The organism is Chryseobacterium cucumeris, from assembly GCF_016775705.1.
In the GTDB taxonomy this organism is placed as follows: domain Bacteria; phylum Bacteroidota; class Bacteroidia; order Flavobacteriales; family Weeksellaceae; genus Chryseobacterium; species Chryseobacterium cupriresistens.
Window position 1 is genome coordinate 394,362 of record NZ_CP068760.1, and the last position, 20,065, is coordinate 414,426.

Annotated in this window: 19 protein-coding genes and 1 pseudogene; 16 read left to right on the forward strand and 4 right to left on the reverse strand. The window is 36.0% G+C overall.

Annotation, left to right across the window (positions count from 1 at the left end):
- Window positions 1-41: 41 nt before the first annotated feature.
- From JNG87_RS01770 to JNG87_RS21725, 3 genes are all read left to right on the forward strand, one after another.
- A complete protein-coding gene (locus tag JNG87_RS01770) occupies window positions 42-2,429 on the forward strand; it encodes a M1 family metallopeptidase (protein ID WP_202841368.1) in 2,388 nt (795 codons plus the stop codon).
- Between the two features lie 278 nt (window positions 2,430-2,707).
- Window positions 2,708-2,845: a hypothetical protein gene (locus JNG87_RS01775; protein ID WP_167348788.1), complete on the forward strand. Its 138-nt coding sequence runs from the start codon at window positions 2,708-2,710 to the stop codon at window positions 2,843-2,845.
- Between the two features lie 250 nt (window positions 2,846-3,095).
- The gene (locus JNG87_RS21725; RefSeq protein ID WP_262486832.1) at window positions 3,096-3,230 is read left to right on the forward strand and encodes a hypothetical protein; all 135 of its coding nucleotides are present in this window, start codon (window positions 3,096-3,098) and stop codon (window positions 3,228-3,230) included.
- A 56-nt stretch (window positions 3,231-3,286) separates the two neighbouring features.
- Here the strand turns inward: JNG87_RS21725 and JNG87_RS01780 are convergent, their stop codons facing one another.
- Together JNG87_RS01780 and JNG87_RS01785 are read right to left on the reverse strand one after the other, a co-directional pair.
- Complete coding sequence (locus JNG87_RS01780; protein ID WP_202841369.1) at window positions 3,287-3,985, reverse strand: LytR/AlgR family response regulator transcription factor; 699 nt, start codon at window positions 3,983-3,985, stop codon at window positions 3,287-3,289.
- The gene (locus tag JNG87_RS01785; RefSeq protein ID WP_238349652.1) at window positions 3,978-4,946 is read right to left on the reverse strand and encodes a sensor histidine kinase; all 969 of its coding nucleotides are present in this window, start codon (window positions 4,944-4,946) and stop codon (window positions 3,978-3,980) included. Before JNG87_RS01785 ends, JNG87_RS01780 begins: the two co-directional genes overlap by 8 nt.
- Before the next feature lie 296 nt (window positions 4,947-5,242).
- On the opposite strand from JNG87_RS01785, the gene JNG87_RS01790 reads away from it, so the two are divergent.
- From JNG87_RS01790 to JNG87_RS01835, 10 genes and pseudogenes are all read left to right on the forward strand, one after another.
- Window positions 5,243-5,935 carry a DUF2490 domain-containing protein gene (locus tag JNG87_RS01790; RefSeq protein WP_202841370.1) on the forward strand — a complete coding sequence of 231 codons (693 nt, stop codon included), beginning with the start codon at window positions 5,243-5,245 and terminating at the stop codon, window positions 5,933-5,935.
- Between the two features lie 24 nt (window positions 5,936-5,959).
- Complete coding sequence (locus JNG87_RS01795; protein ID WP_202841371.1) at window positions 5,960-7,246, forward strand: CitMHS family transporter; 1,287 nt, start codon at window positions 5,960-5,962, stop codon at window positions 7,244-7,246.
- A 46-nt stretch (window positions 7,247-7,292) separates the two neighbouring features.
- Complete coding sequence (locus JNG87_RS01800; protein ID WP_238349653.1) at window positions 7,293-8,504, forward strand: cation:dicarboxylate symporter family transporter; 1,212 nt, start codon at window positions 7,293-7,295, stop codon at window positions 8,502-8,504.
- On the forward strand, window positions 8,491-9,282 hold the full coding sequence (locus JNG87_RS01805; protein ID WP_202841373.1) for a TerC family protein: 792 nt from the start codon (window positions 8,491-8,493) through the stop codon (window positions 9,280-9,282). Before JNG87_RS01800 ends, JNG87_RS01805 begins: the two co-directional genes overlap by 14 nt.
- A 117-nt stretch (window positions 9,283-9,399) precedes the next feature.
- Entirely contained in the window at window positions 9,400-9,678 is a 279-nt protein-coding gene (groES, locus tag JNG87_RS01810; RefSeq protein WP_002976538.1) for a co-chaperone GroES, read from the forward strand.
- A 103-nt stretch (window positions 9,679-9,781) separates the two neighbouring features.
- On the forward strand, window positions 9,782-11,407 hold the full coding sequence (groL, locus tag JNG87_RS01815; RefSeq protein ID WP_062675889.1) for a chaperonin GroEL: 1,626 nt from the start codon (window positions 9,782-9,784) through the stop codon (window positions 11,405-11,407).
- Window positions 11,408-11,605: 198 nt separating this feature from the next.
- Window positions 11,606-12,220: a hypothetical protein gene (locus JNG87_RS01820; protein ID WP_202841374.1), complete on the forward strand. Its 615-nt coding sequence runs from the start codon at window positions 11,606-11,608 to the stop codon at window positions 12,218-12,220.
- 68 nt (window positions 12,221-12,288) lie between these two features.
- A pseudogene (groEL, locus tag JNG87_RS01825) lies at window positions 12,289-12,489 on the forward strand (chaperonin GroEL); the annotation flags it as partial.
- Window positions 12,490-12,943: 454 nt separating this feature from the next.
- Window positions 12,944-14,986 carry an AIPR family protein gene (locus tag JNG87_RS01830; protein ID WP_202841375.1) on the forward strand — a complete coding sequence of 681 codons (2,043 nt, stop codon included), beginning with the start codon at window positions 12,944-12,946 and terminating at the stop codon, window positions 14,984-14,986.
- Window positions 14,987-15,263: 277 nt separating this feature from the next.
- On the forward strand, window positions 15,264-15,671 hold the full coding sequence (locus JNG87_RS01835; protein WP_202841376.1) for a helix-turn-helix domain-containing protein: 408 nt from the start codon (window positions 15,264-15,266) through the stop codon (window positions 15,669-15,671).
- A 192-nt stretch (window positions 15,672-15,863) separates the two neighbouring features.
- Here the strand turns inward: JNG87_RS01835 and JNG87_RS01840 are convergent, their stop codons facing one another.
- A complete protein-coding gene (locus JNG87_RS01840) occupies window positions 15,864-16,292 on the reverse strand; it encodes a CBS domain-containing protein (RefSeq protein ID WP_202841377.1) in 429 nt (142 codons plus the stop codon).
- Between the two features lie 551 nt (window positions 16,293-16,843).
- Between JNG87_RS01840 and JNG87_RS01845 the strand changes: the two genes are divergently transcribed.
- Window positions 16,844-17,473 carry a hypothetical protein gene (locus tag JNG87_RS01845; RefSeq protein ID WP_146207821.1) on the forward strand — a complete coding sequence of 210 codons (630 nt, stop codon included), beginning with the start codon at window positions 16,844-16,846 and terminating at the stop codon, window positions 17,471-17,473.
- 130 nt (window positions 17,474-17,603) lie between these two features.
- On the opposite strand, the gene JNG87_RS01850 is transcribed toward JNG87_RS01845, so the two are convergent.
- Complete coding sequence (locus JNG87_RS01850; RefSeq protein WP_202841379.1) at window positions 17,604-18,008, reverse strand: hypothetical protein; 405 nt, start codon at window positions 18,006-18,008, stop codon at window positions 17,604-17,606.
- 110 nt (window positions 18,009-18,118) lie between these two features.
- Here JNG87_RS01850 and JNG87_RS01855 point away from each other — a divergent pair, with 110 nt between their 5' ends.
- Complete coding sequence (locus JNG87_RS01855; RefSeq protein ID WP_202841381.1) at window positions 18,119-19,294, forward strand: T9SS C-terminal target domain-containing protein; 1,176 nt, start codon at window positions 18,119-18,121, stop codon at window positions 19,292-19,294.
- Window positions 19,295-19,353: 59 nt separating this feature from the next.
- A complete protein-coding gene (locus JNG87_RS01860; protein ID WP_202841382.1) occupies window positions 19,354-20,049 on the forward strand; it encodes a hypothetical protein in 696 nt (231 codons plus the stop codon).
- Window positions 20,050-20,065: the final 16 nt, after the last annotated feature.

The window sequence follows — 20,065 nt, forward strand, 5'->3', positions numbered from 1 at the left end:
AGGTAATTACTATCTTTGATCATTAAAAAATCATTTCGGTTATGAAACTAAAAGTTGTTATACTTTCACTTTCTGTATTTGCATATACAGGTTTCACCGCACAAAATATTCAGAATAACCCTGGCAGCAATCATGGCAACAAGTTTGAGCAGCTGGGAACTATTCTGCCAACACCCAACATTTATAGAACGGCATCAGGAGCTCCCGGTCACGGATACTGGCAGAACAGGGCCGACTACAACATCACCGCTTATCTGGATGAGGATAAAAGAAACCTGAAAGGTTCAGAAACGGTAACTTATTACAACAATTCGCCTGATGATCTGGATTATATCTGGCTTCAGCTTGATGAAAATGAACATTCCAGCATTAGAAATGCAGGATATGATACGTCATCTGTTCTTCACCCTTCAACAACAGACCAGCAGCTTAAAGTAACAGAACTTCCTGTTAAGGATAACGGGTATGGTGTAAGTCTTGAGAAAGTGACTGATGTTTCAGGTAGTCCTTTGAAATATACAGTCAACAAGACTATGATGCGTATTGATCTTCCCAAGGTTTTGAAAAAGGGTGAGAAATTCGTTTTCAAAGTAGACTGGAACTACAATATTCCCAATAGAATCAAAATGGGCGGCCGCGGCGGTTATGAAAATTTCCCTGAAGACGGCAACGATCTGTATACCATGGCACAATGGTATCCGAGAATGTGTGTGTATAGTGATTTCCAGGGCTGGCAGAACCACCAGTTTACCGGAAGAGGTGAATTTGCGCTGGTTTTCGGAGACTTTAAAGTTTCAATGAATGTTCCTTCCGATCATATTGTTGGCGGAACCGGAGAGTGTAAAAATTATGACCAGGTATTAACGTCTGATCAGCTGTCAAGATACAGAAAAGCTGAAAATGCTTCTGAACCTATTGAAATTGTAACTTTGGATGAAGCCAAGAAAGCGGAAAAAAATCATTCAAAACAAAGAAAAACATGGGTTTTTGAAGCGAAGGATGTTCGTGACTTTGCCTGGACTTCTTCCCGAAAATTTGTATGGGACGGAATGCGTGTAACCATTCCTGAAAACAATAATAAAGTAATGGCAATGAGCTTTTATCCAAAGGAATCTTATGGTCTTTACAGAAAGTTTTCCACAAAAGCGGTTGCTCATACCATTAAAACCTATTCGGAATTTACCATTCCTTATCCATACCCTGTAGCCCAATCTGTAGAAGCGGCCAACGGAATGGAATATCCGATGATCTGTTTCAACTTCGGAAGAACCGAAAAGGACGGAACCTATTCTGAAGGGACCAAAAACGGAATGATCGGAGTTATCATCCACGAAGTTGGGCACAACTTCTTCCCTATGATCATCAATTCTGATGAAAGACAATGGGCATGGATGGACGAAGGTCTGAATACTTTTACAGAATACCTTACAGAAGAAAAGTGGGATAATAAATTCCCATCCAAAAGAGGACCGGCATGGACGATCGTAGATTATATGAAACTCCCGAAAGATCAGCTGGAACCTATCATGAGTAACTCTGAAAATATTGTTCAGTATGGGCCGAACGCCTATTCAAAACCTGCTACAGGACTGAATATTCTTCGTGAAACGATCATGGGAAGAGAGCTTTTCGACAAAGCTTTTAAAACGTATGCCAAAAGATGGGCTTTCAAACATCCTGAACCTGCTGATTTATTCCGTACCATGGAAGATGCCAGTGGTGAAGACCTGGACTGGTTCTGGAGAGGATGGTTTTACGGTACAGATCCTGTAGACATCGCTATTGATAAAGTAACGGTAGCCGTTCCTGATCTTGAGACGAATCCTAAAGCTGCTGCTGAAGTGAAATATCAGGTAGAAAAACCATTGGTCAACAATTTTGAAGATCTTTCAAAAATCAGAAACAGAGAAGATAAGAATATTAAATTCTATGTAGACGGCGATAAGGATGTTCAGGATTTCTATTACAAATATGACAGAGGCCAGGAAAAGGTAGATAATAATAAGCAATATAGCATCAAAACCGAAGCTGGTCTTCCTTTAGATGCTAAGGATAAAGAGAAATTCAAAAATATTACAGGATATCAGATCGATTTTGTCAACAAGGGCGGATTGGTAATGCCTATCATTCTTGAGTTCACGTTTGAAGACGGTTCAAAAGTGTATGATAAATCTGCTGCACAGATCTGGAGGCTGAATGAACAAAAAGTTTCCAAGACTTATTATTTTGATAAGAAAGTGAAATCTATTCAGCTTGATCCCATGAGAGAAACTGCTGATATTGATATCACCAATAATTTCTGGAGCAGTACCGGAGCGGGTACTGAAACTTCTAAATTCCAGCTTTTCAAACAAAAACAGGAAGGCGGAAATGTAAGAGGAGGCTCAACCGGAAAGGTTAATCCAATGCAGGCTGCAGGAAAAAGTTAAAACCAGGAAGTTGTAAACTTTAACAAATACAGCACTACTTCGTATTAAAAAGAATAATTCTTTTTTTAATATGAAGTAGTGTTTTTTTTTGCTTAAATCTGCCTATCCAAAAGTTCAGTAATCAATTGAACTCCTGCAAATACCAACACCTGTTTTCCGTCTATAAAAAAATATAACAACCTGACTTAAAAAGTTTTATATTTGAATCACCATAACACCAAATGTCAAAAACCTGATTGACAATAAATGCTCAGGATTAAAAAAACAAAATATTACTTATGAAAAATGCCAAATTACTAAGCAGAGATGCTCAGAAAACCATCAATGGCGGGCTTGCTGCCAGACTCGTATGCTGCGAACGCGACGACAACGGAAAATGTACTTTATGGATCGGACCGGGACAAAATTGTCCTTAATCTGTAACCTGATAACAATTAAAATAAAGCCGGAGTTTTCCGGCTTTTCTGTTTTATATTCTCAAGCTCCGGATTTCGGATAAAAACCATTAATAACTGATAATCAAAATTTTATTATAAAAATTATAAACAAAAATATATCACATTATAAGGAAAAATAGTATCTTTGATTCACTTCTTTTACACCAAATGTCAAAATCCTGATTGACTTTAAATGTTCAGGGATATACAAAACAAAATATTATTAACTATGAAAAACGCTAAATTATTAAGCAGAGATGCTCAGAAATCAGTCAATGGCGGAGCAGCAGGACGTATTTGCTGTGAGTACAATTACAAAGGACAATGTATCCTGTGGATCGGACCGGGACAATATTGCCCATAGTTCCAATCCTTAGATAACAATTTAAGATAAAGCTGGAAATATTCCGGCTTTATTTTTTAACTTAAATGTTCTTTTACATTCTTTTTATAAGTTCTCCCTAACGGAAGCTCATCGCCGTTTTTCAAAAAAACATGGCTGGAATTATACGAATTGATATGTTCTGATAACACAATATAAGACTTGTGAATTCTGATAAAACCGAAATGTTGAAACTTCTCTTCAAAATTAGACATTCTCTCCAGAATCATATACTTTTTCAACGGCGTCATAAGGACAATATATTCTCCGAATCCCTGTATCCAGAGAATATCTTTTAGAAAAACTTTATTCATCACATAATTGGATTTGAACATAATAAAGTCTTCCTGCTGCTGACTGCTGGCTGAGCTTTTAAACTGAACAAAATCCCTTGCTTTATTGACTGCTTTTTTAAATGTTTCAAAATCCACAGGTTTGATAAGGTAATGAACAACATCCAGCTCAAAGGCTTTCACTGCATATTTTGTTTCCAGCGTAAGAAAAATACATAGCGGCGGATCAGGAAGCTGCTGCAAAAGCTCTACTCCATTAATCCCAGGCATATTAATATCGAAAACAACAAGATCTACTTTATTGGTTTTCAGAAATGCCAGTGCTTCTTCCGGTTTCTGAAATGAAGCCAGCAGTTCAACCTCTTCAAGCTGATCACAATATTGTTTTACAAGCTGCAATGCAGGATATTCATCATCTACATTTACGATAGTCAGGTTAGCCATTGATAATAATTGTTAAAGCAATTTTATACTGATCATTTTCTTTCGGGCCGGAATAGAACTCATACTGATCAGGATAAAATTTTTCCAATATATGAATTATGGCTTCATTTCCCAACCCGTGATAATCAGATTCAGTGACAAGAGTTCTATCTTTCCCGACAGAATTTATAATTTCAAAATACAGTTCGGAGCGCTCAATATGACAGAATAATTTTATAAAAGCGTGAGCATCTTCTCCTATTGCTGAATGTTTTAAAGCATTTTCAAATAATGTAAGAAGTATAGCGGACGGAATTTCAGCAATTTCAAATTCTTCCTGATCTTCAATATCCATAACAATATCCAGCTGATTATTATATTTAAGCTGATACAAAGCAGCAAGTGCCTTCAGGGAAGAAAATTCCTGAGAAACGGTTACTTTTTCTTTCCCGCTGTCATAAATAATATATTTCAAAAGCTTGCTCAACTGCAAAATAGAATCAGATGTTTTCTCTGAATGGGTAAAACTGTTGGCATAGATATTATTAAGGGTATTCAGCAAAAAATGAGGGTTCAGTTTAGACTTCAGCAAATCAAGATAAAGCTGATCTTTTTCTTCTCCAAGGCTGATCACATCCTGTTCTATTAAAAATTTGTCTTTGGTAATTCCCAGAAAAGAGCCTACCAGAATGATGATGCCCTGTGAGATATACACGTTATACAAAAAACCAACGTGGTAGCCTTCTCTACTGAAATCCATCTGGAAAACTGCAGGTTCCCACAAAATCCTGAAAAGACTTGACCCTAAAAAAAGAATTAAAGCATAGAGAATAAATTCCGGGTATTTATTGGATAAATAGAACCGGGGAACCAGATAATAGTACACCAGATAGTAAATTCCCACATTGAAAATGGTGTTCAAAATAATACTTATCACCAACTGATTTGAATCCAGGAAGTAGTTTTCGGTGAAATAAGTCATCAAAATGAAGATAAAAAGGAAAAAAACATGCTGAAACCTCAACAAAAATTTCCAACGGTATTTCATAAGACTTTCCAGAATCTTACCACTAAATAAAATTCTGATAATCAATAATATAATAATAAAATTAATGATTAAAAACATAGTCCATACCTTATTTTGAAACGCCTCAAATATAAATATCTTTTTGCCTCAAAATGCAGTTCGTTGAGAAAAACTGTCATTGATTGAAAAATTCCAGAGCCGCTCTTTCTAATAAATATATTTGAAAAAGTACAATATTAACCCAATATTATATGAAAATCAATATAAAATTAACCCTTATTTTATCATTATGTTTATTCAACGGACTTTATAGTCAGAGTAAAGATAATTACAATATGTGGTTTCAGTACCTGATGTCGGCAAAACTTACCGATAAAAGTACTTTAACTGCACTTACCCAGTACCGTTCCTTCGATCTGGCTTATGACACAAGACTTTTTCTGGTAAATGCTTATGTAGATTATGAAGTGGCTGAAAATATAAGACCTGCTGCAGGAGCTATGTTTCTGATCCTCGAATCTTACAATACTGACGATTCTAAAAAAATACGGTATGAAAAGAGACCATTCCAACAGGTGACTGCTGATTATTATATCGGAAGAACATCAGTTTCCAACCGTCTCAGAGTGGAAGAGCGTTTTCTCAGCAACCCCGATGAATTTGAGGTAAGACTCCGGTATCTGATCTCTGTCCGCATTCCTTTCAACAAAAAAGGAGAAAAAGAAAAACTCTACGGTATTCTTAAAAATGAAATAAGAATGAATATGGATAAAGCAGAACCTTTCGACAGCAATCGTATTACCGCAGGCCTTGGAATAAAAGTGGGAAAAAATTCTGCTCTGGAACTGGCCTTTATCAATCAGATGGAAACCGGAAAAACAAGCAATTACGGATTTATAGGCTTCAGAAACAGTTTTGACTGGAGAAAAAAGAAACAACAATAACCTCATTAATATTTATAGATAACTATGCTTACATTTCTTGGTTTTTTAATGATTTTCATCTTCATGATCCTGATCATGAACAAAAAGATGACCCCGCTTACGGCTTTGGTCATTGTGCCGGTAACTATAGCCCTTTTTGCAGGCTTTGGTCCTCAGTTGGGAGACATGATGAAAAACGGTGTCAAAGAAATAGCTCTGACCGGTGTTATGCTGATCTTTGCGATCCTTTATTTCAGTTTAATGATAGACACGGGACTTTTTGAACCGTTAGTGAATATAATTTTAAAAGCAGTTGGAGACAATCCCATCAAAACAACAATAGGAACTGCTGTTCTTACGGCATTGGTTTCATTGGATGGTGATGGTTCATCCACCTATTTAATTGTCGTGGCTGCTATGCTTCCGTTGTATAAAAAACAAGGGATGAATCCGCTGATTCTTACCTGTATTATTATGCTTGCCGGTCAGATTATGAATATTCTTCCCTGGGGAGGACCAACAGCAAGGGTAATGAGTTCCCTGAAGCTTGGCCACACTGAAATATTTGTGCCTATGATTCCTATTATGGCAATAGGTATCCTGTGGGTTATATTTGTTGCCTATATTTTGGGAAGAAAGGAAAAAATACGAATCGCAAAACATGGTAAGTTTACACGCTACAACAGCAATGATATTATTGGCGAAGCAGATCCTGCACTTCGCCGCCCGAAACTGATTCTGATCAATCTTGCTCTTACCATTACCCTTTTGGTAGTCATGATTCTTGATATTGTTCCTTTAGGGATTGCCTTTATGATTGCTTTCTGTATCGCTTCCATCATCAATTATCCCAAATTAAAGGACCAGCAGAAAATCATTTCCAAACATGCAGGAAATGCCCTCTCAGTGGCCGGAATGATCTTTGGAGCCGGAATTTTTACAGGAATCCTGAACGGATCGGGTATTATGCAGGCAATGGGAAACAGTATGATAGAAATAGTTCCTAAGAGCTGGGGCGGTTATATGAATATTGTGACAGCCTTATTCAGTATACCGTTTACTTTTTTCCTATCCAATGATGCCTACTACTTTGGAATATTGCCTATTATCGTTGCTACCGGTCATCAATTGGGAATTTCACCGGAAATATTGGGAAGAGCAAGTCTTATCGGGCAGGGTTCTCACCTTCTCAGTCCATTGGTTCCGTCTACTTATCTGTTGGTATCGCTGGCGGGTGTGGAGTTTTCAGATCATTTGAAATATACATTAAAGTGGGCCTTAGGATCATCAGTCATCATGTTGCTGAGTGCATTGATTCTTGGTATTATATAAGGTTATATCTTTGAATTTCGTAATCTTATTATCTATAAAAAAGTGAATGATGAAAACTGTTAAGCAAAAAACATTTACAGACTCCTATTTAAGAAACCTTACCCTGTATGTTTTCACGGCTATTATCTGTGGCGCATTAACGGGTTATTATTTTCCGGAAGTCGGTAAACAGCTGGAAAAGGTAAGCAGTTACTTTTTTATGCTTCTTGAAGTGTTGATCATTCCTGTTATTTTCATTGCGGTGACCTATGGCGTAAGCTATATTTTCAGCACTAAAAATGCTTTTAAAATTGTAATCCAGATGGTTCTGTATTTTTTAATCATCACTTCCATAAGCATTGTATTGGGAATCGGGTCCGGTCTTCTTTTAAAGCCGGGAGCCAACACGGGAATTATTATTTCTTCGCACAAGGCACTTCCGGAAAGATTTTTAACAACGGCCAGCAACCCACTGCATATCAGCAACTATGTACTTTTTCTTTTCATATCCATATCTGCGGGAGTTGTGATTGGTATTTCGAAGAAGAGAAATAACATCTTTAAAGCTTTAGACGCAGGAAGAAATTTGTTTTTCAGGCTCATCAAATATGTGTATCTGTTTCTGCCAATAGTCATTTTCTGTAACATCGCTTATGGCATTTCGGTATATGGAATCAATACTTTGCTGCCTTTAAGTAAAATTGTGGCCACCGTGTATCTTACCAGTGTATTTTTTATTTTCGGAATATTAGGGATTGTAACGGCTTACTTTAAAATCAACCTCTGGGAATTTTTAATCAGTATCAAAGAAGAAATTATTCTGGTAGTAGCCACTTCTTCTTCCAAGATGGCATTCCCTATGATTTTTGATAAAATGGAATCTCAGGGTTATGACCGGAAGATTCTTCGTCTTATTATTCCTCTCGGGTACAATTTTAATCTGGCAGGAGCTTGTATTTATCTTTCTATTTCATGTATTTTCCTCGTTCAGCTTTACAATATTTCCCTTACGCCAATGGATTATTTCTGGCTTTTTATCACCATTTCCATTGCTTCCAAAACAGCTTCGGGAGTACCGGGATCAGGCTTCCTTGCGCTGATGTTTACCCTAAGCAGGTTTGGAAAAATTCCTACCACAGATCTTGCGCTGTTGTACAGTGTAGACCGCTTTATGAACGAAGCCAGATCTGTGACCAATTTCATCGGCATTTCGGTTTCCGCTGCCATTATTTCAAAACTTAATCAAAATTCTATTTCCTTAAAAAATGATGTTTCCTGATTTTACACACCTTTTCAATGACATATTAGAAAACCCTGCAAAATCGATAGCCATTATCGGCAATCTGATCCTTATCGAAAGCCTTCTCTCCGTAGACAATGCGGCCGTATTGGCAACCATCGTCATGGACCTGCCCGAACATCAAAGAAAAAAAGCCCTGAAATATGGGATTCTTGGAGCTTATGTATTTCGCGGGCTTGCTCTTATTTTTGCTTCCGTCCTGATTTCCGTATGGTGGCTGAAACCACTGGGAGGATTATATCTGATTTATATTTCTGCTGACTGGTTTATCAAAAAAATAAAAAACACAAATGATGAAGAAAATCCTGAGGAAAACCCCAACAAAGAATCCAGCTGGCTGTATAAAAATTCGATCGGGCTGCTGGGCCAGTTCTGGGCAACGGTTGCTATTGTGGAAGTAATGGATCTTGCTTTCTCCATAGATAATGTTTTTGCGGCAGTCGCTTTTTCAGACAATTTACTTCTGATTACGTTGGGGGTTTTTATTGGAATTTTAGCGATGAGATTTATTGCGCAGTGGTTTGTCCGTTTGATGCAGGTATTTCCTTTTCTGGAAACGGCAGCTTTTATTGTCATTGCTATTTTAGGAATTAAATTAAGCCTGTCCTTATACGAGCACTTCTACCCTGCTAATGCATTCGCTCATTTCTTAGGCAGCCATACCATGGAAATTTTAGTTTCCGCCATTACCGTTCTGTTGTTTGTAGTGCCTGTAGCCACCAGTTATCTTTTGGGATTTCCGGCCCGCAAAAAATAATTTTTCTGCCAAATTTTCACATTCGGAAATAAAAATCTGCCATTTCAGCCATCAGCGTCTCATGGCATACATTTAGAGAATTACAACACAGAAATAATTAAAAAAATTAAATATATTATGTCAGTAAACTTTAAACCATTGGCAGACAGAGTTCTGGTAGAGCCAATCGCAGCAGAAACTAAAACAGCTTCAGGAATCATTATCCCGGACACTGCAAAGGAAAAGCCGCAAGAAGGTACTGTAGTAGCAGTAGGTCCTGGTAAAAAAGACGAGCCTACAACGGTTCAGGTAGGTGACAAAGTACTTTATGGTAAATATTCAGGTTCTGAATTGAAGTTGGAAGGTAAAGATTATTTGATCGTAAGAGAAGCTGATTTATTGGGAATTATTGGCTAAGATTTCAGATCACAGACATCAGATTTCAGATTAAAAATCAAATTAAAAAAACTTTTGTTAGTTGTCTAATATCTGACATCTAACATCTAATATCTAATCAAAAATGGCAAAAGAAATAAAATTCGATATTGAATCAAGAGACGCTCTAAAAAGAGGGGTTGATGCATTAGCAAATGCAGTAAAAGTAACTTTAGGTCCTAAAGGGAGAAACGTAGTAATCGAAAAATCTTTCGGTGCTCCACACGTAACTAAGGACGGTGTTTCTGTAGCAAAAGAAATCGAACTTGAAGATAAGGTAGAAAACATGGGAGCTCAGATGGTAAAAGAAGTAGCTTCCAAAACCAACGATATCGCAGGAGACGGTACTACTACCGCTACTGTATTGGCACAGGCTATCGTAAGAGAAGGTCTTAAGAACGTAGCTGCCGGTGCTAACCCAATGGATCTTAAAAGAGGGATCGACAAAGCGGTAACTGCTGTTGTGGAAAACCTTAAATCTCAATCTCAGGAGGTTGGAGATTCTTCAGAAAAAATCAAGCAGGTTGCTTCTATCTCTGCCAACAACGATGATACCATCGGTTCTTTAATCGCTGAAGCGTTCGGAAAAGTAGGTAAAGAAGGAGTAATCACTGTAGAGGAAGCTAAAGGTACTGATACAACCGTAGACGTTGTAGAAGGTATGCAGTTCGACAGAGGATACCAGTCACCTTACTTCGTGACGAACCCTGAGAAAATGTTAGCTGAACTTGAAAACCCATATATCCTTTTAGTAGAGAAGAAAATTTCTTCAATGAAAGAATTGTTACCAGTTCTTGAGCCAATTGCACAAGGTGGTAAGTCTTTATTGATCATCTCTGAAGAAGTTGAAGGTGAAGCTTTAGCTACTTTGGTAGTAAACAAACTAAGAGGTTCTCTTAAAATTGCTGCTGTAAAAGCTCCAGGATTCGGAGACAGAAGAAAAGCAATGTTAGAAGATATCGCTATCCTTACAGGTGGACAGGTGATCTCTGAAGAGCAAGGTTTCACTATGGAAAACATCTCTTTAGATATGCTTGGAACTGCTGAGAAAGTAACGATCGACAAAGACAACACTACAGTTGTAAACGGTGGTGGTGACGAAGCGAAAATCAAAGGAAGAGTAGCTCAGATCAAAGCTCAGATGGAAACTACAACTTCTGACTACGACAGAGAAAAACTTCAGGAAAGATTAGCTAAGTTAGCTGGTGGTGTGGCTGTACTTTATGTAGGTGCTGCTTCTGAAGTAGAAATGAAAGAGAAAAAAGACAGAGTAGATGATGCTCTACACGCTACAAGAGCTGCTGTAGAAGAAGGTATCGTTGCAGGTGGTGGTGTTGCTTTGGTAAGAGCCATCTCTGCGCTTGACAATCTTTCAGGATCTAACGCTGATGAAACTACAGGGATCAAGATCGTGAAAAGAGCCATCGAAGAGCCATTAAGACAAATCGTTGCCAACGCAGGTGGTGAAGGTTCTGTAATCGTTGCTAAAGTAGCAGAAGGATCAGGAGACTTCGGATACAACGCGAAAACTGACGAGTATGTTCACATGCTTGAAGCAGGTATCATTGACCCAACTAAAGTAACAAGAGTTGCCCTTGAAAACGCAGCTTCTGTATCTGGAATGCTTTTAACAACTGAATGTGTTATCACTGAAGTGAAGAGCGCTGAACCAGCTATGCCAATGGGTGGTGGAATGCCAGGAATGATGTAACAGCGTGTCGCTGAGACAAATTAATATACTAACCGCTTTGCTTTTGTAGGGCGGTTTTTTTATACAGAAAATCCAATGGACTTTCTACTTGAAATTTTATTTGTAATTGCACACATTATATATGGGCGTAATACGTAAATTTGAATGTTATCGGCAATCCGATAAACTAATGATATACAAAATTTAATAAAGAATTGAATGACAAAAAAAATAGTAGTTTTGATTATAACCTGGTTAGTTTTTGTTTTTGCTGACTACTTTTGTCTCCCCTATTTTGTTCAACCATTTTCTTGGCTTTTAGTGTGTATAATCTTGCTAATTTTAACAGTAAGACAAGTCATAAAATTAATTAAAGAAAAGAAAAACATAAAGGCAAACAGAATAATAAATCTTTCAGTAACATTGAGTTTATTTGTTCTAACGTTTTACAATTTCAACAAAATCCCCAACTCCATTATTGAAAAAATTGACTGGAGTATTTCTTACAATAAGCGCAATCAAATAGTAAAAGATGTTTTAACAGAAAAATTGAAACCCAATACAAAAATGAATAATGGCATTTGTAAACTTTCATTTGACTTCCCCATTATTTCAAATGGCGGAAATGATATTTGGATTTATCAAAATAAAACAGAAGGTACGAAAACTATCAAATTCTGGATTTCTCGGGGCTTTTTCGAAGCACCACAAGCATATTTTATATTCACAAATGATAATGAGACACAAAAACAATATGAAGAACTAATAAAAGTAAAACCTGAAAATAATTGGAAGTTAGAAAAAAATTGGTACCGGATAATGGAACGAGATTAAAATTTCTTTAGTCAAAACTATCTCACTCAACAAAGCTGCTAAACTACAACATTAAAGTAAATCAATACTTCGGGTACAACGCGAAAAATGACGAGTACGTTCACATGCTTGAAGCAGGTATCATTGACCCAACTAAAGTAACAAGAGTTGCCCTTGAAAACTCAGCTTCTGTTTCTGGAATGCTTCTTAATACTGAACCTGTTATCACTGAAGTGAAGAGCGCTGAACCAGCTATGCCAATGGGTGGTGGAATGCCAGGAATGATGTAACAGCGTGTCGCTGAGACAAATTTAATATACTAACCGCTCTGCTTTTGTAGGGCGGTTTTTTTTGTGAAAATTTTAAGACAAAGATACCTGAATTGACATCCTTGTCAAGGTTTAAAACCTTGACAAGGATCTGCTGAAATATACTTGAAAACGCAGCTTCTGTTTCCGGAATGCTTCTTACAACTGAATGTATAATCACTGAAGTGAAGAGCGCTGAACCAGCCATGCCAATGGGTGGTGGAATGCCAGGAATGATGTAACAGCGCGTTGATGAGACAATTTAATATACTAACCGTTCTGCTTTTGTGGAGCGGTTTTTCTGTTGTCTTTTAGCCAAATACGGTTTCCCGTAAGGAACTATAATTCCTAATTTAAGAACTTAGCAAAGAGATAAATTTAATAATATGCTAATGATATTAGTACAATATATAGATATTAACTAAAACCCATATTAATGCAAGTAGAACCAATAATTAACGCAAGATTCAAACAATTCAGACAGAAAAATGAATTAGAAAATGTACAAGACGGAATAGCTTTTGAAAAATTTGTAAACTATACAATATTTACATTGCACCATCCAGATGCCTTTAGTGCTGATACAGAATCACTAGAATTCGTGAGTGTAGGTGGAGCAAGTGATATGGGTATTGATGGGCTTGCAATTAAAGTTGAAGATATAATTGTAAAAACAAAAAACGAAATTGATGATATAATAAAATTTAATCGTAACAAAAGAATTAATGTAGAATTTATTTTTATCCAATCAAAATATAAAACACACTTTGATAAAGGAGAGCTTAATAATTTTGTTGATGGAGTTAGAGATTTTCTATCGGACGAACATCATTTTCCAATGAATGATAATATTAGAGACTGTCTTGAACTTAAAGAGTATTTACTTAGTGATGAAATTACTATAATGTGGGATAACAATCCAAATATTATCCTTTATTACGTAGGAATGGGCAGATGGAAAAATCCAGCAGATTTAGTAGGTATTGCAAACCAATTTGGGAAAGATATATCTCATCTTAATATTTATAATTTTGAATCAAACAATTTTAAATTCATAGACAGTAATGAATTAAAAAACATTTACGATAGTATTCAAAATACTTTTAGCGCTACAATTGACACTAGACATTCTATGCCATTAACAGATGTAAATGATGTTTCAAACTCTTGTCTTTCGATTGTTTATGGAAGTGAACTAATAAAATTAATCTCTACAGATGATGGAATAATTCGCAAGTCACTTTTCAATGATAATGTTCGAGACTTTCAGGGACTAAATCCAGTTAATCTCGAAATAGAAAACACAGTAAAGGATAGTCCAGAAAAGTTTATTATTTTAAATAATGGGATAACAATTGTTTGTGATGAATATAAACAAAACAATACTAAATTAACAATTTTCAACCCTCAAATTGTTAATGGATGCCAGACAAGTCATATTATTTATGAATGTTATAAAAAGAATCTAGACTTATCAAAAGTTCCTATATCTATTCGTGTAATTAGCACAACTGATGAAGAAATTGTAAATGATATTGTCAGAGGTACAAATAGGCAAAATATTGTTCTTGAGGAAGCCTTTGAAAGTACAAAAAAATTCCATAAAGATCTAGAAGAGTTCTTTACAGTAGTTTCACCAGAGTACGAAACAATTTATTATGAAAGGAGGTCTAAACAATATCAACATAATCCTATTATTAAACAAACACAAAAAGTAAACTTAAGAATACTAACGCAATATTATCTGGGAGTTTTTCTTAATAAACCACATATTTCACATAGACATGAATCAATATTATTAAAAGAAAATAAAGATGATATTTTTCAAGACTATCATTCTAAATTACCTTATTTCACATTAGCATATCTTTTCATAAAGTTTGAAAATTTTTTAAGACAAAATACTGTACCTAGAATAGTAAGAACTTATAAGTCACATATATTAATGATGTTAAGACAAACTGTTATGGGGTACCTTCCCTCTCAAAATAAAGAAACAGAGGTTGATAAATCTTGTAACAAGCTACTCATTGTTCTTAAAGACAATCAACAATTTGAGAAATTAGTAAATGATAGCATTAAATTATTTACCGATTCGCTGGAAAAATGGGAAACCGTACTTGGAAAATCTAGAAGGGGAACAAAAGATGTTGAAGCTTTTACATTGCATCTTATAAATGAGGTTAACAGTTTAATAAAGGGAGGTGAAAAATCCATACAACTACAAGATCAAAATATTATAAATTCATCTGAAAAAGTATATTTAGGTAAAATCATTGCCGTTATTCGAGATAAGTATGGAGATTATTATGGCTTTATTGAAAAAAATCCCAATAATATTTTTGTACATTCAAAAGACAATAAAAATTTCACTTTCAACAATTTAAAAGGTAGAAAAGTAATGTACAAAATCATTTATGATGAAAAATCTAAATTAGATAATACAAAGGAAAAGGCTGTAATTGAAAAGATTGTTTAATACTTGCATAACCCCGCTACCGCACGATTGTATCGTGTAGCATAGATTAGCATACTATTAGAATATTTAAATCAAACAAAATCCGAAGTCTCCCACTTCGGATTCTTTATATCCCATCATCCCCGCTACGCAAAGTCTCCCGACTTTGCGATCAAAAAAATAAAATCCGAAGTCAGCACTTCGGATTTTTTATAATCCCACCATCTAAAATACCCACACGCCCCCATTTCCTATCCCCCAACTTTTACTTATATTTGTTTCTATAACGTACACAAATATGCAAAACAAAAAAATACATCAGGGGAGAAATATCAAGCGTTTTCGGGAGATGTTGGGCGTCAAGCAGGAGGCTTTGGCTTTTGATCTTGGTGAAGACTGGAACCAGAAGAAGATTTCGCTTCTGGAGCAGAAAGAAACTGTTGAAGATCCTTTGCTGAAAAGGATTTCTGAGGTATTGAAAATTCCTGTGGAAGCTTTCCAGAATTTTGATGAGGAAGAAGCTGTAAATGTAATTGCCAATACTTTTGGCGATCACAGTATTGGATATCAGAAAAATGATAATCCTATTTTCAATCCTATTGAGCAGGTACTAAAATTACACGAAGAAAAAATTGAGTTGTACGAAAGAATGTTGAAAGAAAAAGATGAAATGATGGCCAGGCTGGAGCAGTTGATTCAGAAATAAAAATTGGTCATAATTATCAAAACGACGAAAAGATCTTGCAGCAACGGGGACATTCAGCAGCCTCTAAAAAAATAAAGCAACCCGAAGTCTGGACTTCGGGTTGCTTATACGAATATAATCTCCAATTACTCTGAATTTGGAAAATGTAAGGTATTCAGTATAAATGGGCATTTAAAGTGAATACTGGGCCGTTTAATACTGCTGCAATAAATACTTTAAAATATCTGTAGTAGTCACAATACCTTTTAGCTGGTCATTTTCTACCACCGGAACAGAATGAAAACTATGTTCGGATAAAATCTCTGCTACCTCTTTTATGGTAGTCTCAGGATTTACAGTGAGAGGAGCTTTTGTCATCACCTGCGAAATAGTAAATACGTCGTATACCACTGCTGACACTGGAATATCTTCCGTATCATCCGATTGTTCTACATCCGCATAGCTGATTTTTAATAAATCACTATAACTTAATACGCCTAATAACTTTTGATTTTCGACAACCGGAATATGCCTGATTTTATTTTTTTTAAATAAATTTTCAGCCTCATACAATGATTGTGTAAGATTGAGTGTAATCAGGTCTTTAGTCATAATTTGGGAAATTGGAACTCTTTGTTTCATAGCATTTTTGTTTAGATTATTGTGAAAATTTACAATGAAAAACGAACCTTAAATCCCTTTTTCATACTCAAAGTTAGCGAAGAAACATCTGCCTCATCATACCATTGCAGCTGATATTTATCAATTTTCCCCGCTGTATGATATGTTACATATCATGGTTTCATTTTTGTATTTTTTCAAAGAAACCTCTAACTTTAGTATATCATTTTCAATAACTTACGAAAAAACCATTCCACATTCTATGACACTAAGCAAGCAACAATATAGCTTTTTGTCCTCATCTAAAATACCCGCTCCCCCACCTACCGCACGATTGTATTGTATGGCTAGGTTAAAACTATATAATTTATAATACTGTAACCACACGAAAGGATTCGTGCAGGTAGCATGGTATTGCTGGAATTTGGGGTTGAATGTTAGCAATAGAACTATTTGTTTCAGAAATCTTCGTAATTTTACACGGATTATGCTTCGGTTGCCCCCGAAACTACAGCAATACCCGAAACGTTAGCAGAAATTTTATCATATACATCGCTTATCAAGCAAAACTTATGAAATTAAAACCAATTATTATTTTATCATCTGTACTTTTACTTACAAGTTGCGTAAAAGTTTGGAATCAGATGAGTGAATTGAAGCCACTTGAAGAGTACTCTACTCAAAACGCAAATATCCAAGAAAAAAATGTGATGGATGCGAAAATCACTTTCATTAACGATAAAACGATTGATGGAAAAATTAGAGGTCAAAAAAATATAATTTATGGATTTCTAAATGAAACTTCAATAAACAAATTTCTTCAAATTTATGATAAGACAGGAAAAAAAGAATACATCTATTTCCAACTCCTAAAAGAAATAACCATTAAAGATTATAACGGAAACGAAAGAAGATTTGTGAATAGAGGTTCTGAATATAAATCTTTGCAGGAGAACTTTTATGATGGAAAAATTAAATGGTTTAGAGAATATTACAATAACGCATATGATGGAAGCGTTCAGATAAAAGATCATTTCATCAATGAAAAAAATCAAGAAGTGAATGTTGGCACATTCAATAGTATGAAAAATAAACTGAAAGAAATTACCTCTTCAAAACCTGAATTATCTTCAAAAATTGAAAATACATCAACATTTGACAAAGAAACTGTTATTAGAATTTTAAAAGAATATGAACAATAAGAAAAATTTCTGATAACATCGGTTTTGCAATAGTGGGGCGAACCCACGCTCCGCAAAGTCTGGAGACTTTGCGCCATCATAAAAAACAAAATCCGAAGTCTCCCACTTCGGATTTTTTATATCCCTCCGCCTAAAATACCCCACTCTCCCGCTCCGCAAAGTCTCCCGACTTTGCGAAAAAAAATAAAGCCCCTCTACCCTCTTCTATAAATCCTTCAGCCTCCGTTACAGGTTCCTCCAGCCACTTCATGAAGTATCTCCAGCCCCTTCCATAAGTCCTTACAGCCCCTTGGGTAAGGAAGTATCTCCCCTTCGGAACGGCCTTTACCCCCTTATGCAACCCCCTATAACCACTTCCTAAAGCCCCTCCAACCCCTTCCATAAGTCCCTTTACCCCCTTCATGAACCCCCTATATCCCCTTTGGTAAGGGGGTAGCGATACCTGATGAAATATAAAGTGTGATTGAAATCGACCATTTTTTAGAAAAATAACCTCATGCTTGTCTGAATAAAGTAATTTTAAAATTCTCTTCAACTTTTTCCTATCTTTAAACCATGATTATTCTCTTAAAGTCCGGTACTAAAAATAAACCCGGGCTCCAATAAAGAAAATCAGATAAAACAAACACACTAAACCTCATACCATTGAAAACAAAATTATTATTCCTTTCATTTTTGGGCTCACTGCTCGCCCATGCACAAACACTTCAATTTAAAACGCTCGCCAATATGTCTGCAGGAAGAGGAGCTATATCCAGTGTCATTGTAGATGATAATATCTATGTGAGCAACGGATATCAGGAAAGCGGAGGTATGACCAATTATATTGAAAAATACAATATTACAGACAACAAATGGAGTGTTCTCAATGCAACTATCAGCCCTAAAAAATTTGCTAATTCGGAGACTTACAATAATAAAATGTATATTTTTAACGGTTGGGGAAACAGCCATCTTGAAATTGTAGATCTTGAAACCCTGAAAGTAACGAAGGGAGCTGTGAACCGTTCGTATACAGGAAATGCAGGTTCTGCCATCCATAACGGGAAAATATATGTGTTCGGCGGAAGCGGACTGAACGGCGCTGCAACCACTGCATTTTCCAACAGATTCCAATATTATGATATTGCTTCAGATACCTGGCATCCCTTACCGGATATGCCCACCGCCAGAGAAGCAAAGGGAAAAATTGTGAATGATAAATTGTATGTCATTGGCGGTTTCAACGGTACCTCATCCCGCCTGATCAATATCTACGACATCAATACCAATCGCTGGACCGATCAGATTACGATGCCAGCCGGGATATCAGGACATTCATTAGCGGTATCCGGTGATAAGATTTTCATTGCAGGAGGCTATAATAATCAGACGTTTATGGCCTACTTTGATACCGCAACCCATAAATTCCACCAGCTGTCATCCAATATGATTCCCAGAAGACATGCTGCAGCAGAAGTATACAACAATAAATTATACATCATCGGCGGAAGTACAACGTCTGTAACCAAATCAGCTATTAAAAGTACACAGGCGGCTGATATTTCTGAAAGTGCCCTCTCTTCCAATACAGCCAATGAAGACCGTGAGACCAAAACAAGAGTCTATACCAATGCATCCAGAGACGGTTTTATCATCAGCAATAAAAATAACAGCAATCAGTTTGAATTTACCGTCTACTCTTTAGATGGAGAAGTGATCAACAGGGGCTTTGCCTACTATAACAGAAATATAGATTTATCCAAAGTACAAAGAGGAACTTATATTTTCAGCTTTAAAGATGAGAAAGGGGTTTTACAGAAGATTAAAATTGTAAGATGATAGTAAGTGTTATTTATTAGATATTTGCATTAGCACCATAATCCATTAAAACAGCTTTGATGGATTTACAGGATTTGAAAACCAATAACCATACTATGAACGCTCAGGAACTTCAAACATTACTCACTGAAAGAGCTGAAAAGTTTCATCTCAAAAATGAAGCATTTCACACGCTCCAAAAAATACTCTCAGAAGATACTGAAGAATTGATAGGAGGCTTTGCCCGCCACGAAATTACTTTTGTATTTGAGGGATACCAATATCTGATTGAACAGCAATACCGGGAACCTGTTATCCGGGCAAGAATAAGTCTTTGTGTGGAAAATGACATGTATCTTAGAAATTCAGAACCCATCGGATATTATGATCTTGAAATGGATTTTGATGGAGAAATAGTAGATGACTGGTTTGTTATCGAAAAGGAGAAATACCTGAAAGACATCGGAATCATATCCTATTTTCAGGAGATGAACAAAAAGATGCCTCCGCACTTTTTAAAAGGAAATCATGGCGAATATGAATTTGTTTCCTATATATCCTTAGTTGGAACACTATTCATAAGCAAAGATTTTGAAGGCTCCGGAGTATTTGTCGACCGAGCAAACACTTATTTAAAAGATCATTCTTTACCTGATAAAGATTACTTAAAGGAATGCAGGTATTTCCTGAAAATAATAAGCCGCTACCTGATAGAAAATAACCTGGTTTCTGAAGAACTGAAACAGAAATTAGAAGATTATAAGATTAATAAGTGACAATTAGAAACTTGAA

Bases quoted from the DNA above. Each gene is read 5' to 3' on its own strand.
- JNG87_RS01770 (WP_202841368.1), top strand. From the start codon at position 42: ATGAAACTAAAAGTTGTTATACTTTCACTTTCTGTATTTGCATATACA.
- JNG87_RS01775 (WP_167348788.1), top strand. From the start codon at position 2,708: ATGAAAAATGCCAAATTACTAAGCAGAGATGCTCAGAAAACCATCAAT.
- JNG87_RS21725 (WP_262486832.1), top strand. From the start codon at position 3,096: ATGAAAAACGCTAAATTATTAAGCAGAGATGCTCAGAAATCAGTCAAT.
- JNG87_RS01780 (WP_202841369.1), bottom strand. From the start codon at position 3,985: ATGGCTAACCTGACTATCGTAAATGTAGATGATGAATATCCTGCATTG.
- JNG87_RS01785 (WP_238349652.1), bottom strand. From the start codon at position 4,946: ATGACTTATTTCACCGAAAACTACTTCCTGGATTCAAATCAGTTGGTG.
- JNG87_RS01790 (WP_202841370.1), top strand. From the start codon at position 5,243: ATGAAAATCAATATAAAATTAACCCTTATTTTATCATTATGTTTATTC.
- JNG87_RS01795 (WP_202841371.1), top strand. From the start codon at position 5,960: ATGCTTACATTTCTTGGTTTTTTAATGATTTTCATCTTCATGATCCTG.
- JNG87_RS01800 (WP_238349653.1), top strand. From the start codon at position 7,293: ATGATGAAAACTGTTAAGCAAAAAACATTTACAGACTCCTATTTAAGA.
- JNG87_RS01805 (WP_202841373.1), top strand. From the start codon at position 8,491: ATGATGTTTCCTGATTTTACACACCTTTTCAATGACATATTAGAAAAC.
- groES (WP_002976538.1), top strand. From the start codon at position 9,400: ATGTCAGTAAACTTTAAACCATTGGCAGACAGAGTTCTGGTAGAGCCA.
- groL (WP_062675889.1), top strand. From the start codon at position 9,782: ATGGCAAAAGAAATAAAATTCGATATTGAATCAAGAGACGCTCTAAAA.
- JNG87_RS01820 (WP_202841374.1), top strand. From the start codon at position 11,606: ATGACAAAAAAAATAGTAGTTTTGATTATAACCTGGTTAGTTTTTGTT.
- JNG87_RS01830 (WP_202841375.1), top strand. From the start codon at position 12,944: ATGCAAGTAGAACCAATAATTAACGCAAGATTCAAACAATTCAGACAG.
- JNG87_RS01835 (WP_202841376.1), top strand. From the start codon at position 15,264: ATGCAAAACAAAAAAATACATCAGGGGAGAAATATCAAGCGTTTTCGG.
- JNG87_RS01840 (WP_202841377.1), bottom strand. From the start codon at position 16,292: ATGAAACAAAGAGTTCCAATTTCCCAAATTATGACTAAAGACCTGATT.
- JNG87_RS01845 (WP_146207821.1), top strand. From the start codon at position 16,844: ATGAAATTAAAACCAATTATTATTTTATCATCTGTACTTTTACTTACA.
- JNG87_RS01860 (WP_202841382.1), top strand. From the start codon at position 19,354: ATGGATTTACAGGATTTGAAAACCAATAACCATACTATGAACGCTCAG.